This is a genomic window from Streptomyces sp. NPDC052396 (genome assembly GCF_044593195.1).
Taxonomy (GTDB): domain Bacteria; phylum Actinomycetota; class Actinomycetes; order Streptomycetales; family Streptomycetaceae; genus Streptomyces.
The window spans coordinates 251,364-265,000 of the sequence record NZ_JBIUAW010000005.1 but is presented as its reverse complement, the minus strand read 5'-3'; the positions used below and the strand labels follow the sequence as shown (position 1 = coordinate 265,000).

Genomic DNA, 13,637 nt, shown 5'->3' with positions numbered 1-13,637 from the left:
CGCTGCCGGCCCGGTCACCGAGGGGGTGGGATCAGTGGTCGACGATGCGGTCGAACTGGGTGGTGGTGTGCCGCAGATGAGCCACCAGCTCGTCGCCGACCTGCGGCGCGGGAGCGTCGTTCGGCACGAACAGGATGGACACCTGCATATGCGGCGGCTCGGCGAACCAGCGCTGTTTGCCCGCCCAGACGAACGGCGAGAGGTTGCGGTTCATGGTGGCCAGGCCCGCCCGGGCCACGCCCTTGGCCCGCGGCATCATGCCGTGCAGCGCCTTGGGCGCCTCCAGGCCCACGCCGTGCGAGGTGCCGCCGGCCACCACCACCAGGTAGCCGTCGCCGGCCGCCTTCTGCTGGCGGTAGCCGAAGCGGTCGCCCTTGGCGACCGGGGTGACATCCAGCACCGCGCCGCGGTACTGGGTGGCGTCATGGTCACCGAGCCACAGCCGGGTGCCGATGCGAGCCCGGAACCGGGTCTGCGGGTACTGCTGCTGCAGCCGGGCCAGTTCATCGGCCTTGAGGTGGCTGACGAACATGGTGTGCAGCGGCAGGTGGGCGGCGCGCAGCCGCTCCATCCAGCCGGCGACCTCGTCCACCCCGGTGGTGCCGTCGGCCCGGTCCAGCGGGAGGTGTATCGCGAAGCCCTCCAGGCGCACGTCCTCGATGGCGGCGTGCAGCTTGGGCAGGTCCTCCTCGCTGATGCCGTGCCGCTTCATGCTGCTCATCACCTCGACCACCACCCGGGCGCCGACCAGGCCGCGCACGCCCTCGACCGAGGAGACCGAGCGGATGGCCCGGTCCGGCAGCGGAACGGGCTCCTCGCCGAGCCGGAAGGGGGTGAGCACCAGGAGATCACCGCCGAAGAGGTCCTTCATCCGGGCCGCCTCGTAGGTGGTGCCCACGGCGAGGGTGTCCGCGCCGAAGCGGGTGACCTCATCGGCCAGCCGTTCGTGGCCGAAGCCGTAGCCATTGCCCTTGCAGACCGGGACGATGCCCGGGAACTGCTGGAGGACGGACTGCTGGTGTGCCCGCCAGCGCTGGGTGTCGACATAGAGCGTGAGCGCCATGACCGGTCCTGGAGCCTTTCCCTGGATGTGGACGGATCGGTGGGGTCAGCGGCGCGACATGTAGATGTCGAGCGCCTTGTGCAGCAGCTTGTTCAGCGGGAAGTCCCACTCGCCGAGGTACTCGGCCGCCTGCCCGCCGGTGCCGACCTTGAACTGGATCAGGCCGAACAGGTGGTCGCTCTCGTCGAGGGAGTCGCCGATGCCGCGCAGGTCGTAGACGCTGGCGCCCAGTGCGTAGGCGTCGCGGAGCATCCGCCACTGCATGGCGTTGGACGGCCGCACCTCGCGCTTGTGGTTGGCGGAGGCGCCATAGGAGTACCAGACGTGCCCGCCGACGATCAGCATGGTGGCGGCGGCCACCGCCTCGCCCTCGTGGATGGCGAAGTACAGGCGCATCCGGTTGGGGTCCTCGGTGTTGAGGGCCGTCCACATGCGCTGGAAGTAACTCAGCGGCCGCGGGCGGAACTTGTCGCGCTCCGCGGTGATCTCATAGAGGTGCTGCCAGGTCGCCAGGTCCTCGTAGCCGCCCTGGACGACCTCGACGCCGGCCTTCTCGGCCTTCTTGATGTTGCGTCGCCACAGCTGGTTGAAGCCCTTGTGGACGTCCTCCAGGGAACGGTTCTGCAGCGGCACCTGGAAGACATAGCGCGGCTGGACGTCACCGAAGCCGGCCCCGCCGTCCTCGCCCTGCTGCCAGCCCATCCGGCGCAGCTTGTCGGCGACCTCGAAGGCGCGCGGCTCGATGAAGGTGGGCTCCACGTCCCGCAGCCGCTTGGCGTCCGGGTCGGCGATGCCGGTCTTGATGGCGCCCGCGTCCCAGCGCCGGATGACCACCGGCGGGCCCATCTTCACCGAGAAGGCGCCCTGCTTCTTGAGGTGGGCCAGCATGGGCTGCAGCCAGTCCTCGAGGTTGGGGGCGTACCAGTTGATGACCGGTCCCTCGGGCAGATAGGCCAGGTACCGCTTGATCTTGGGCAGCTGCCGGTAGAGCACCAGGCCGGCGCCGACCATCTGGCCGGTCTTGTCGAACCAGCCCAGGCTCTCCGAGCGCCACTCCGCCTTGACGTCCGCCCACGCCGGAACCTGCATGTGGCTGGCCGCGGGCAGACTCTGGATGTATGCCAGATGCTGCTCTCGGCTGATGGTCCTCAGGGTCAGGGTCATGCGGGGCGCTCCTCGGCAGGTGTGTCCCCAGGGTCGGGGCTCCGGCTCTCGCGCCGAAGCCTACTGCGACCGGGGAGTGCCCCGTTTGGGCGTACGGTCCGCTATCCGATGACGCCGCCCCACAGCCCGCCGTGGGCGATGCCCAGGAAGAGCCCGATGGCGGCCGCTCCCATGGCGATGACCAGGAAGAAGCGCTCGCCGGTGGTGGCCGAGATGTACTGCCCGTACGCGCCGGTCAGCACGCCCGCCAGCCCGCTCCAGGAGCTGAGCAGATGCAGGTCCTTGAAGGCCGAGGAGATAAAGGCCAGGGCGCCGAGCGCCACGGTCACCGCGACCAGGGTGTTCTCAAGGGGATGGGGCTTGCCGTCACTGTTGAGCACGGCGAGCAGCCCGCGGGGACTCCTCGGGGTCTGCCGGACTGCCTGTGTCATGGCACTACCTCCTGAAGGCGGGCGGCGCGCTGTAGCGCCGGTCACACCGATGCGTCCAGCTTGCGGGCCCGGGCGAGAGGATTTCAACCGGACGGCAGGGTGCGGGTACTCTGGACGGTCTGCATCGGTATCTCTCATAGCCGCACCTGCTTGTCAGTGTCGGCGGATACCGTTGACAACGCATTACGACCCTCCTGCCACGGATCGACCGTGGCCGCTGAGTCCAAAGGAGGTGGGTTCCACATGCGTCACTACGAGGTGATGGTCATCCTCGACCCCGATCTCGAGGAGCGTGCTGTCTCCCCGCTGATCGAGAACTTCCTCTCCGTCGTCCGTGAGGGCAACGGAAAGGTCGAGAAGGTCGACACCTGGGGCCGTCGTCGTCTCGCTTACGAGATCAAGAAGAAGCCCGAGGGCATCTACTCGGTCATCGACCTGCAGGCCACGCCTGAGGTCGTCAAGGAGCTCGACCGCCAGATGAACCTGAACGAGTCGGTCCTCCGGACCAAGGTCCTCCGTCCCGAGACCCACTGAACCCCACCGGTTCAGCGGTAATCGGGCTGTATCGCAACGAGTAGCAAGCAGCCAGCACACCCGCCGAGAGGTTCACCCATGGCAGGCGAGACCGTCATCACGGTCGTCGGCAATCTCGTCGACGACCCCGAGCTGCGCTTCACCCCGTCCGGTGCGGCGGTCGCGAAGTTCCGTATCGCGTCCACTCCCCGCACCTTCGACCGCCAGACCAACGAATGGAAGGACGGCGAAAGCCTCTTCCTGACGTGCTCGGTGTGGCGGCAGGCGGCGGAGAACGTCGCCGAGTCGCTTCAGCGCGGCATGCGCGTCATCGTGCAGGGCCGGCTCAAGCAGCGGTCCTACGAGGACCGCGAGGGCGTCAAGCGCACGGTCTACGAGCTCGACGTCGAAGAGGTCGGGCCCAGCCTGAAGAACGCCACGGCGAAGGTCACCAAGACCACCGGTCGTGGTGGCCAGGGTGGTTATGGCGGCGGCAACGGCGGTGGCCAGGGTGGCGGCTGGGGCGGCGGTCCCGGCGGCCAGCAGGGCGGCGGCGGGGCTCCCGCCGACGACCCGTGGGCGACCGGCGCTCCGTCCGGCGGCCAGCAGGGCGGCGGCGGAGGCGGCTGGGGCGGCGGCTCCGGCAACTCCGGCGGCGGCTACTCCGACGAACCGCCCTTCTAGGGCGAACAGCAACAAACTTCTTGATCACACTGGAGAGAGACAATGGCTAAGCCGCCTCCGCGCAAGCCCAAGAAGAAGGTCTGCGCTTTCTGCAAGGACAAGACCGCTTACGTGGACTACAAGGACACGAACATGCTGCGGAAGTTCATTTCCGACCGCGGCAAGATCCGTGCCCGTCGCGTGACCGGCAACTGCACCCAGCACCAGCGTGACGTCGCCACGGCCGTGAAGAACAGCCGTGAGATGGCGCTGCTGCCCTACACCTCGTCCGCGCGATAAGGGAAGGGTGACCAACTAATGAAGATCATCCTCACCCACGAGGTCTCCGGCCTCGGCACCGCCGGTGACGTCGTTGACGTCAAGGACGGCTACGCCCGCAACTACCTGGTCCCGCGCGGTTTCGCGATCCGCTGGACCAAGGGTGGCGAGCAGGACGTGGCGCAGATCCGCCGTGGCCGCAAGCTGCGCGAGATCGCCACGATCGAGCAGGCCAACGAGGTCAAGGCGCAGCTCGAGGGCGTCAAGGTCCGCCTTGCCGTCCGCGCCGGCGAGGCCGGCCGCCTGTTCGGCTCGGTCACCCAGGCCGATGTCGCGTCCGCGATCAAGACCTCGGGTGGCCCCGAGGTCGACAAGCGCCGCGTTGAGCTGGGCTCGCCGATCAAGACCCTGGGCGCCCACCAGGTGTCCGTGCGTCTGCACGCCGACGTTGTCGCCAAGCTCGGCGTCGAGGTCATCGCCGCCTAAGGGCCGCGAAGCGTAGAGAGGGCCGTACCCCCCGGGGTACGGCCCTCTCTTCATGCGCTTCGGCTTTTTATGCGCCTCAGCCCCGCACCGCCCCCGTGACCAGCCACCGGCCGGACCGGGCCCGGGCCCAGAGGGTCACCGTCCGGGTGAGCAGCATCAGCGCCATCGCGCACCACAGCAGGGTCAGCCCGCCGCCCAGCGCGGGGACCAGCAGGGCGGCGGGGGTGAACACGGCCAGCACGCCCAGCATGGCCCAGGCCAGGTAGGGGCCGTCCCCAGCGCCGGTCAGCACCCCGTCCAGCACACAGACCACGCCGGTCACCGGCAGGCTGAGCGCCGCGACCAGCAGGGCGGGCAGCGCCGCGCTCCGTACCGCGGCGTCCGTGGTGAACAGCGGGAGCAGCAGCGGCCGGGTCATGGCCAGCAGCACTCCCAGCAGCACTCCGGCGGTGATTCCCCACTGCACCATGCGCCGGCAGGCCGCGCGTGCTCCCTCGGTGTCGCCGGAGCCCAGCGAGCGCCCTATGATCGCCTGCCCGGCGATGGCGAGGGCGTCCATGGCGTAGCCCAGCAGGTACCACAGGGACAGCACGATCTGGTGGGCGGCGACCTCGCTGTCGCCCAGCCGGGCAGCCACCGCGGTGGCGGTCATCAGCACCGTGCGCAGGGCCAGGGTGCGCACCAGCAGCGGGGCGCCGGCCTGGGCGCAGGCGCGGATCCCGGCCGCGTCCGGCCGCAGTGAGGCGCCGTGCCGGCGGGCGCCGCGTACCACCACGGCCAGATAGCAGGCGGCCATGGCGCACTGGGCGATCACCGTGCCCCAGGCGGAGCCGGCGATGCCCAGGCCGGCCCCCTGGACCAGGCCGATATTGAGGGCCGCGTTGGCGGTGAAGCCGCCGATGGCGACATAGAGCGGGGTGCGGGTGTCCTGGAGTCCGCGCAGCACCCCGGTGGCCGCCAGCACCGCGAACATGGCCGGGATGCCCAGGGCGCTGATGCGCAGGTACTCGGCGGCGTATGGGGCGGCGGCGGGGGAGGCGCCGAACAGCTGGACGACGGCCGGGGCGGTGGGCAGCACCAGGAGCGCGATCACCGCACCCAGCAGCAGCCCCAGCCAGATGCCGTCCATGCCCTGGCGGATGGCGGCCCGGAGGTCGCCGGCGCCCACCCGGCGGGAGACGGCGGCGGTGGTGGCATAGGCCAGGAAGACAAAGACGCCGACCGCGGTGGTCAGCAGGGTGGCGGCCACCGAGAGACCGGCCAGTGGCCGGGTGCCCAGATGGCCCACGATGGCGCTGTCCACCAGCACGAACAGGGGCTCGGCGACCAGCGCGCCGAAGGCGGGCAGGGCCAGCGCGAATATCTCGCGGTCATGACGGCGGGCGGCGCGCCGGGACAGCGGAAGCGTATGACTCACAGGTCCCATTCAATCTTCCACAGGTAACAAGCACAATGGCCTTTTGTCACTTACTTCACTCCCCGGTGGGCGATCTTCTCTGCGCCGTTTGTCGTGATCTAGCCCCGGCCGCAGAAGTTTTTCTCCTCAACAGCCCGTGGACGGTAAACCCGCAGGTCAGAGCGGTGCGCCCAAGGTGACTGTGGGTTTGTCCACAGCGGTTTCCCCCGACCCGTGCACAGGTTGGGGCGGGTTCTCCACAGGATGGCGCCTCTCATCCACATGCCCTGTGGATAACCAGATTGGCTGACGGTGCCCGCGGGCCTACCGTGGACCGGCGCCCGCCGTCTGTTTCCCCGTCCCGCGGACCCTCCATCGAGGGTACGAGGCCGGTCCGAATGGACGTGTCCCAACCGGAGCCGGGCGTCCTGTTTGTCGGTGCCGTGCCGTAAGACTGATCGGGCACTGCGAGGTCCGCGCCGCGGACGGGAGGAGGTGGCAGGGTGAGCGTCCCCGAGCCCATGGACGACCCCTGGGCCGACGGCGGTCCCGGCGACCGGCTCCCCTTCCCCCGCTCCCGGCGCGGCGAGGGCAAGCCCCGTGGCGGCGAGGAGGACGGCCCCTGGCAGGGCGCCCAGAGCGGCTTCGAGCGGGTGCCCCCGCAGGACATGGAGGCCGAGCAGTCCGTGCTCGGCGGCATGCTGCTGTCCAAGGACGCCATCGCGGATGTGGTCGAGGTCCTCAAGGGCGCCGACTTCTACAAGCCCGCGCACGAGACGGTCTACCAGGCCATCCTGGACCTCTATGCCAAGGGCGAGCCCGCCGACCCGATCACGGTCGCCGCCGAGCTCACCAAGCGCGGCGAGATCACCCGGGTCGGTGGCGCGGCCTATCTGCACACCCTGGTCCAGACCGTCCCCACCGCTGCCAACGCGGAGTACTACGCCGAGATCGTCCATGAGCGGGCCGTGCTGCGCCGCCTGGTCGAGGCGGGCACCCGCATCACACAGATGGGATACGCGGCCGACGGCGATGTGGACGACATCGTCAACAACGCCCAGGCCGAGATCTACGCCGTCACCGAGCAGCGCACCAGCGAGGACTATCTGCCGCTGGGCGACATCATGGAGGGCGCGCTCGACGAGATCGAGGCGATCGGCTCGCGCAGCGGCCAGATGTCCGGCGTCCCCACCGGCTTCAGTGACCTGGACGCCCTGACCAACGGCCTGCACCCGGGCCAGATGATCGTGATCGCGGCCCGGCCCGCCATGGGTAAGTCCACGCTCGCCCTGGACTTCGCCCGGGCCTGTTCCATCAAGCATGCGCTGCCCAGCGTGATCTTCTCGCTGGAAATGGGCCGCAATGAGATCGCCATGCGTCTGCTGTCGGCCGAGGCCCGGGTCGCCCTGCACCATATGCGCTCCGGCTCCATGACCGACGAGGACTGGACCCGGCTGGCCCGCCGGATGCCCGATGTCTCGGCCGCGCCGCTCTATATCGACGACTCCCCGAACCTGTCGATGATGGAGATCCGCGCCAAGTGCCGCCGGCTGAAGCAGCGCAATGACCTCAAGCTGGTGGTCATCGACTACCTCCAGCTGATGCAGTCCGGTGGTGCGCGGCGCCCCGAGTCGCGTCAGCAGGAGGTCTCCGACATGTCCCGTAACCTCAAGCTCCTGGCCAAGGAGCTGGAGGTGCCGGTGATCGCGCTGTCCCAGCTGAACCGAGGCCCCGAGCAGCGCACCGACAAGAAGCCGATGGTCTCCGACCTGCGTGAGTCGGGTTCCATCGAGCAGGACGCCGACATGGTCATCCTGCTGCACCGCGAGGACGCCTATGAGAAGGAGTCCCCGCGGGCCGGTGAGGCCGACCTGATCGTCGCCAAGCACCGTAACGGTCCGACGGCCACCATCACGGTGGCCTTCCAGGGCCACTACTCGCGCTTTGTGGACATGGCGCAGACCTGATCGCGGGTCGCCCCCAGCAGAGCCGTGATCCGGGAGGTCAGACCCCCACCGGCTCCCCGGTGACCACCGGCCGGACCTTGGTGAGCATCAGTTCCAGGAAGCGGCCGGGGTGCCGGAAGGACGCGAAGTGGCCGGCGTCCTGGATCAGGGCGAAGTCCTTGACCGGGGCGGTGGCGTCGTCGAAGAAGCGCTTGGCCGGGCCGGGCGGGGTGAGGACGTCCTCGGCGCCCTGGAAGACAAAGAACGGGACCGGGATCTCGGTGCCCTCCGCCCATTCGTCGATGCCCATGGCCTGCGGCCCGAGCCGCTCGGAGAAGGTCATGCCCTTGAGGTAGCCGCGCACCTCGCGCAGCGTGTGCCGGGGTGAGAACCACAGCGAGCGGATCACCACGGTCTTCATGGTGTCGAAGGTCAGCGGATGGGAGGTGACCACCAGCTTGTTGTACCGCGACCACTGGTGGGTGCTCCAGGCCGTGGCATCCGGGCCCATCGCGGTGGCGTCGGCCAGTTCCTTGCGCTTGCCCGCCCGCTGAAGCCGGGCCAGCAGGGCGTGGTAGGCGGTGCGGTCGCGGCCGCCCGCCATGATGTTCTGGTCGGTGCCCACATAGGCGGAGTACAGCTCGGGGTGGCTGCGGGCCAGGCGGAGGCCCAGGACGGTGCCGAAGGAGTTGGCGACCAGCAGGACCTTGGCCACCCCGAGCCGGGCCCGGACATGGGCGGTGACCTCCAGGGCGTCGGCCTGGAGGCGGTCCAGGGTCATATCGCCCTGTCCGTCCGGGCCGCCGTGGCCAAAGGTCTTGCCGGATCCGCGCAAGTCCCAGCGCACGATGGTGAAGTGCCGCTCCCAGTCCCGGGTACGGGCCGCGTAGATCAGGTTGGACGCGCCGGGGCCGCCGTGGATCTCCAGGATCACCGGGTTGTCCAGGTCCTCGCCGCGGATGGAGATCCACTGCTCGATGCCGCCGATGCGGACCGGGCCCGACTCGTCGATGCCCCGGGCGCTGGTGATGCGCAGCCGCCGGGCCAGGGCCGCGCGCTTGAGCTGCCGGTAGCCCAGCAGGCCGGCGACCGGCGTGGCGAGGAGGGCGGCGGAAGCGGTGGCGATGGTGCCGATCATTGGTAACCCCCGAAACTGTTTATGCCGTAAGCGACTGCGTTTACGGTATATACAGTTGAGGTGCGTGTCAACGAACGGCGTTGGGCGCCACCGAGAGGGAGGGCCAATGGCCAGGGAGAAGGCGCGCGACCTGCGCGCGGGCATCGCGCTGCTGTGGGACGAACAGGACCGGCCGACCCGGGGCCCCAAGCCCAGCCTGAGTCCCCGCCGGATCGCGGAGGCGGCGGTGGCCATCGCCGATGCCGAAGGTCTGGACGCCGTCTCCATGAGCCGGGTGGCCGGCGAGTTCGGCGTCTCGGCCATGGCCCTGTACCGCTATGTGCCCGGCAAGGCCGAACTGGTCGAGCTGATGGTGGAGTCCATCCTGGCCGAGGCGCCCCGGCTGGCAGCGGGCGGCGACTGGCGGGACGGCCTGAAGCAGTGGGCCCGGCAGTCCTCGGAGGTCCACCGGGCCCACCCCTGGCTGCTGGCGGCCACCGCGATGCGCCGCCGGCTGATGGGCCCGCACCAGCTCGCCTGGCTGGACGCGGCGCTCGCCGCCCTGGAGCCGACCGGCCTGCCGGCCGCCCAGCGCCACCAGATCTTCCTCCTGGTCGCCGGGCTGGTGCGCACCCTGATCCAGCAGGTGCTGGACTTCGACGCGGAGCACAGCCAGGAGTGGAACCGGCTCACCGGCGAGCTGCTGGACCGGCATGCCGAGCGCTTCCCCGCACTGACCCGGGCCATCGTCGACGGCGCCTTCGCCCCGGCCGCCATCGATCCGCTGGAGTTCGGCCTGGAGCGCCTCCTGGACGGCGTCCAGACGCTCATCGAGCGAGCGGAGAAGCAGAGTTGAGGACGGTCTGGACTCCGGCACCGGCGGCATGACCTCCTCCGGCTCCGCGGGCGGGGCGATGGTCATGGGCGGTCTGGCGGCCGGGTTGAGGTTGCGGTGAACCGCCCGGGCCACGGCGTTTATGGTGCTCACTCCGGCATTCATGGTGCGGTTGTGCTCGGTGAGCACCGAGATGGTGTAGTTGTGCCCGCCGCCGGTGAACGCCCCGATGCTGTGCACCCGCCAGTCACGGGAGGCGCTCCGCTGCAACCAGCCGTTCTTCACATGGACTTGGGCGTCCTGGGGCGCCCCGGTCGGGGTGCCCCAGCGCTGGGCCGGCACCACCTTGTTCATCAGGTCCAGCACATAGGCGCGTGAACTGTCCTTGAGCACCGGGTTGTTGGTGGTCAGCAGGGTGAGCAGGCGCTGTTCGTCCCGGGCGGTGATCTGGGTCAGGCCCCAGTAGCCGTCGGTGCCGGGCACCGTACGGGTCATCCCGGCGGCCTGGACGAAGGACCGTACCCTGGCCACGCCCAGCCGCTTCCACAGCGCGGTGGTGCTGGCGTTGTCCGACTCGGTGATCATCTTGTGCGCCCACCGGGTCTCGTCCCGGGTGAGCTTGCGGTTCCGCTTGTCCGCGTCCCAGAGCAGGGTGGACAGCACGGTCACCTTGACCACGCTGGCGGAGTCGAAGCGCTGGTTCTCCCGCAGGGTGCAACGGGTGCCGGTGGCCGGGTCGTACAGGGCGATCGCGGTGATGGACGACCGCCCGCGCAGGGCCGATTCGAGGTCCCTGGTCAGCCGGTCGGCCAGGCCCGGCTTGGCCGAGGTGCAGGCCACCCGGGGAGTGGCCGCCACCGCGGGTGAGGCGGTGGCGGCCGCGAGCACGCCGGTGGCCAGGGCCAGCGACAGCGCGCCGCCGGCGCGCCGGGATATGCGGTGGTGCATCACGGGTGGTCCCCCCTGGGTCGGTCACGCCGGGCACACCGGCGGCGCGCCCACCGCATTGACTGGCCACCCCGGTAAAAGGTTGCGCGGCCGTCAACTCCCCGCCCCAACTGCCCATCCAGGTTCTTGACTTACGAGTACATTAACTTGCTAAGGTGGCGGCCATGGGCAGACCGAAGCAGTTCGATCCCGATGTCGCCGTGGAACAGGCGATGGAGGTCTTCTGGCGCAAGGGGTATGCCGCCACCACGCCACAGGACCTGGTGGACGCGCTGGGCATCGGCAAGGGCAGCCTCTACCACGCCTTCGGCAGCAAGCGCGCCCTGTTCGACCTGGCGCTGCGCCGCTATCGCGACAGCCAGGCCCTCGCCCTGGTCGGGCTGCTGGAACGGTCCGGCCCGGTGAAGGAACGGCTGCGCGAGGTGCTGCTGTTGCTGCTGGAGACGGACTTCGCCGACCCCGACCGCCGGGGCTGCCTGGCCGTCAACACCGCGGCAGAGCTGGGCAAGGGCGATGAACCGGCCGGCCTGCTGGTGCGCCGGATGTTCGACCGCATCGAGGATGCGTTCCGGGCGCTGCTGGAAGAGGGGCAGCGCGCCGGCGAGATCGATGCCTCCCGGGACGCCGCCGCCCTGGCCGGCCTGCTGCTCGCCACCCTGGTCGGGCTGCGGCTCACCGCCCGGGTCGAGGCGGATCCACGGCGCCTGCGACGGGCGGTGGACGCCCTGCTCGACTCCCTGTGAACACCCTTCGTTTCGTGGCTGGTTGACCGCCGCGGTGGTCACCGGCGCCGGCCGGGGCATCGGGCATGCGGAACCATCAAGTCCCCGTGAACGAGGTTTACTTCTAGCGGGTGCCGGGCGTGGTGCGGGCGGTGACATTGATGCGGTTCCAGACATTGACCGTGGCGATCAGTGCGATCAGCCCGGCCAGCTGCCGCTCGTCGAAGTGCTCGGCGGCCCGCTGGTACACCTCGTCCGGGACCCCGCCCGGCAGCAGGGTGACCGCCTCGGTCAGGGCCAGCGCCGCCCGCTCCGCGGCGGTGTAGAGCAGCGACTCCCGCCAGCCGCCGAGCTGGTAGATGCGCTGCTCGGTCTCGCCCGCCGCACGGGCGTCGGTGGTGTGGTACTCGATGCAGTAGGTGCAGTGATTGAGCTGTGAGGCATAGATCTTCACCAGTTCCCGGACCACCGGGTCCAGGCCCTCCCCGGCGGCCGCGTCCAGGGCCAGCACGGCCTTGAAGACCTTGGGGGCGGCGGCGGGGAAGTCCAGACGGGAGGTGTGCTGTGAGTGCGTCATACGGGCCACGTTAGGCAGCCCGGCGACCATGGATAGGGTGCATTTCCATGGCAGAAAACCGGGTCAATTCCGCGCTGGGCACCGATCTTCACCTGGAGCTGTCCGGCACCGGCAGCCGCCGCGCCATGCTGACCGCGGCGCTGCGCGAGGCGGTCCGCGACGGACGGCTGGCCCCCGGCACCATGCTGCCGCCCTACCGCTCGCTCGCCGCCGACCTGGGCATCGCCCGGAACACCGTGGCCGAGGCCTATGCCGAACTGGTCGCCGAGGGCTGGCTGGCGGCCCGGCAGGGCTCCGGCACCAGCGTCGCCCACCGGCCCGCACCTCGTCAGCCATCGCGCCGCACGTCACTTACCCGGCAGTATCCGTCCCACGATCGCGGGGAACCGGCCTACGGCACACCGGAATTGGCACACGACCTGCGCCAGGGCCGCCCGGACGCCGCTTCCTTCCCCCGCACCGCGTGGCTGGCCGCCGCCCGCCGGGCCCTGAACGCGGCCCCCAACTCCGCCTTCGGCCCCGGCGATCCCCAGGGCCGCATTGAGCTGCGCCATGCCCTGGCCGGCTATCTGGCCAGGGCCCGCGGGGTACGCACCGACCCCGAACGGATTGTGATCTGCGCCGGGTTCGCCCACGCTTTGCGGCTGCTGTGCGCCGGGGTGCTGCGCGGCACGGTGGCGGTGGAGTCCTACGGCCTGGACTACCACCGCTCCATCCTGACCGCCGCCGGGCTGCGCACCATTCCGCTGCCGGTGGACCAACATGGCGCAGACACGGGAGGGTTGACGGCGGCCAGGGGTATACGGGCCACCCTGCTCACCCCCGCCCACCAGTTCCCCACCGGCGGCCCGCTGTCCTCCGCCCGCCGCACCGCGGCCCTGGAATGGGCCCGGGCCGGAAGCGGCCGGTTGCTGCTGGAGGACGACTATGACGGGGAGTTCCGCTACGACCGGCAGCCGGTCGGCGCCGTCCAGGGGCTGGACCCGGAACGGGTGGTGTACCTGGGGTCGGTCAGCAAGAGCCTGTCACCGGCGCTGCGCCTGGGCTGGCTGGTGCTGCCCGACCACCTGGTGGACGAACTGTTGCGGCTCAAGGGCGAACGGGAGGGCTACACCAGCGCCCTGGACCAGCTGACCCTGGCCGAGTTCCTGGACTCCGGCGGCTATGACCGCCAGGTACGCCGGATGCGCCAGCGCTACCGTGACCGGCGCGACCGCCTGGTGGCCGCCCTGGCCCAACACGCCCCGCATATCGGGGTCTCGGGCATCGCCGCCGGACTGCACGCGGTGCTGCGGCTGCCGCCCGGCACCGAGCAGTCGGTGGTCCGGGCCGGGGCCCGGCGCGGGGTGGCCCTGGAGGGACTGGCCGGCTACCGCCACCCGCGGAGCTCCGACACCCCCTACGACGGCCTGGTGGTGGGCTATGCGACGCCGCCCGACCATGCGTTCGCGGGGGCGCTGGAGGCACTCTGCCGTTCGCTTCCTGCGTTGCCCTGAG

14 protein-coding genes and 1 pseudogene are annotated in these 13,637 nt (G+C 70.3%); 8 read left to right on the top strand and 7 right to left on the bottom strand.

The window, feature by feature from the left end:
- Positions 1–31: 31 nt before the first annotated feature.
- From ACIHFE_RS15135 to ACIHFE_RS15125, 3 genes are all read right to left on the bottom strand, one after another.
- Positions 32–1,063, bottom strand: a complete 1,032-nt coding sequence (locus ACIHFE_RS15135) for an alanine racemase (RefSeq protein ID WP_400106512.1) — start codon at positions 1,061–1,063, stop codon at positions 32–34.
- 45 nt (positions 1,064–1,108) lie between these two features.
- Complete coding sequence (locus tag ACIHFE_RS15130) at positions 1,109–2,227, bottom strand: lipid II:glycine glycyltransferase FemX (RefSeq protein WP_400106510.1); 1,119 nt, start codon at positions 2,225–2,227, stop codon at positions 1,109–1,111.
- 101 nt (positions 2,228–2,328) lie between these two features.
- Positions 2,329–2,658 carry a hypothetical protein gene (locus ACIHFE_RS15125; RefSeq protein ID WP_400106508.1) on the bottom strand — a complete coding sequence of 110 codons (330 nt, stop codon included), beginning with the start codon at positions 2,656–2,658 and terminating at the stop codon, positions 2,329–2,331.
- A 243-nt stretch (positions 2,659–2,901) separates the two neighbouring features.
- Here ACIHFE_RS15125 and rpsF point away from each other — a divergent pair, with 243 nt between their 5' ends.
- The 4 genes from rpsF to rplI all read left to right on the top strand — a co-directional run bounded on the left by rpsF (position 2,902) and on the right by rplI (position 4,599).
- The gene (gene rpsF / locus ACIHFE_RS15120) at positions 2,902–3,192 is read left to right on the top strand and encodes a 30S ribosomal protein S6 (RefSeq protein ID WP_049719052.1); all 291 of its coding nucleotides are present in this window, start codon (positions 2,902–2,904) and stop codon (positions 3,190–3,192) included.
- Between the two features lie 78 nt (positions 3,193–3,270).
- Complete coding sequence (locus ACIHFE_RS15115) at positions 3,271–3,855, top strand: single-stranded DNA-binding protein (RefSeq protein WP_400106505.1); 585 nt, start codon at positions 3,271–3,273, stop codon at positions 3,853–3,855.
- Positions 3,856–3,897: 42 nt separating this feature from the next.
- The gene (gene rpsR / locus ACIHFE_RS15110) at positions 3,898–4,134 is read left to right on the top strand and encodes a 30S ribosomal protein S18 (protein ID WP_004950692.1); all 237 of its coding nucleotides are present in this window, start codon (positions 3,898–3,900) and stop codon (positions 4,132–4,134) included.
- A gap of 18 nt (positions 4,135–4,152) precedes the next feature.
- Positions 4,153–4,599, top strand: a complete 447-nt coding sequence (rplI, locus tag ACIHFE_RS15105) for a 50S ribosomal protein L9 (protein ID WP_400106503.1) — start codon at positions 4,153–4,155, stop codon at positions 4,597–4,599.
- Between the two features lie 76 nt (positions 4,600–4,675).
- Here the strand turns inward: rplI and ACIHFE_RS15100 are convergent, their stop codons facing one another.
- Positions 4,676–6,016: an MATE family efflux transporter gene (locus ACIHFE_RS15100; protein ID WP_400106501.1), complete on the bottom strand. Its 1,341-nt coding sequence runs from the start codon at positions 6,014–6,016 to the stop codon at positions 4,676–4,678.
- 482 nt (positions 6,017–6,498) lie between these two features.
- Between ACIHFE_RS15100 and dnaB the strand changes: the two genes are divergently transcribed.
- Positions 6,499–7,962, top strand: coding sequence for a replicative DNA helicase (dnaB, locus tag ACIHFE_RS15095; RefSeq protein ID WP_400106499.1), 1,464 nt, complete (start codon positions 6,499–6,501; stop codon positions 7,960–7,962).
- Positions 7,963–7,999: 37 nt separating this feature from the next.
- Here dnaB and ACIHFE_RS15090 read toward each other — a convergent pair whose 3' ends face one another.
- A complete protein-coding gene (locus ACIHFE_RS15090; protein WP_400106498.1) occupies positions 8,000–9,079 on the bottom strand; it encodes an alpha/beta fold hydrolase in 1,080 nt (359 codons plus the stop codon).
- Between ACIHFE_RS15090 and ACIHFE_RS15085 the strand changes: the two genes are divergently transcribed.
- On the top strand, positions 9,066–9,914 hold the full coding sequence (locus tag ACIHFE_RS15085) for a TetR/AcrR family transcriptional regulator (protein ID WP_400107015.1): 849 nt from the start codon (positions 9,066–9,068) through the stop codon (positions 9,912–9,914). The two genes, ACIHFE_RS15090 and ACIHFE_RS15085, sit on opposite strands and share 14 nt — an antisense overlap.
- Before the next feature lie 9 nt (positions 9,915–9,923).
- On the opposite strand, the pseudogene ACIHFE_RS15080 reads toward ACIHFE_RS15085, so the two are convergent.
- Positions 9,924–10,841: pseudogene (locus ACIHFE_RS15080) on the bottom strand (serine hydrolase); the annotation flags it as partial.
- Positions 10,842–11,005: 164 nt separating this feature from the next.
- Here ACIHFE_RS15080 and ACIHFE_RS15075 point away from each other — a divergent pair.
- On the top strand, positions 11,006–11,584 hold the full coding sequence (locus ACIHFE_RS15075) for a TetR/AcrR family transcriptional regulator (protein ID WP_400106496.1): 579 nt from the start codon (positions 11,006–11,008) through the stop codon (positions 11,582–11,584).
- 103 nt (positions 11,585–11,687) lie between these two features.
- Here the strand turns inward: ACIHFE_RS15075 and ACIHFE_RS15070 are convergent, their stop codons facing one another.
- Complete coding sequence (locus tag ACIHFE_RS15070; RefSeq protein ID WP_400106494.1) at positions 11,688–12,140, bottom strand: carboxymuconolactone decarboxylase family protein; 453 nt, start codon at positions 12,138–12,140, stop codon at positions 11,688–11,690.
- Between the two features lie 47 nt (positions 12,141–12,187).
- Between ACIHFE_RS15070 and ACIHFE_RS15065 the strand changes: the two genes are divergently transcribed.
- Complete coding sequence (locus ACIHFE_RS15065; RefSeq protein WP_400106492.1) at positions 12,188–13,636, top strand: PLP-dependent aminotransferase family protein; 1,449 nt, start codon at positions 12,188–12,190, stop codon at positions 13,634–13,636.
- The last annotated feature ends 1 nt before the right edge of the window (position 13,637 follow it).